1 pseudogene is annotated in these 413 nt (G+C 68.0%); it reads right to left on the reverse strand.

From position 1 onward, the window contains the following. Nucleotides 1–413, reverse strand: a pseudogene (locus ADL29_RS10255) (amino acid transporter); the annotation flags it as partial.

Here is a 413-nt window from a genome sequence, read left to right on the forward strand (position 1 = left end):
GCCGGCGAACCAGAGGATGGCGATGGTGGAGATGTCGTAGACGGTGCCGAAGGCGTTGCCGAGGTACTCATGGGACAGGTAGGCCAGCGCGCGCCCGTTAGCCGCACCGCCCGGCTTGAAGGCGTCCGCCGGGATGAGCAGGGTCGTGATGAAGCTGGTGAGGATCAGAAAGGCGCTCATGATGACGGCAGCGGTCGTCAGCAGCTTCTTCGTGCCCCGGATCCGCCCCACGGGGCGCTCCTCGGTGTCGTCCGGCGCCCCCTCGACGTGCGGCATGACCGCAACACCGGTTTCGAACCCGGACAGTCCGAGCGCCAGCTTCGGGAAGACGAGCAGGGCGACTCCGACCATGGCCAGGACGTTGCCGTGCTCGGTGGTGAGGGCGTGGGACCAGTCGGTGACGACGTGCGGGG

It is taken from the genome of Streptomyces chattanoogensis, assembly GCF_001294335.1.
GTDB classification, from domain to species: domain Bacteria; phylum Actinomycetota; class Actinomycetes; order Streptomycetales; family Streptomycetaceae; genus Streptomyces; species Streptomyces chattanoogensis.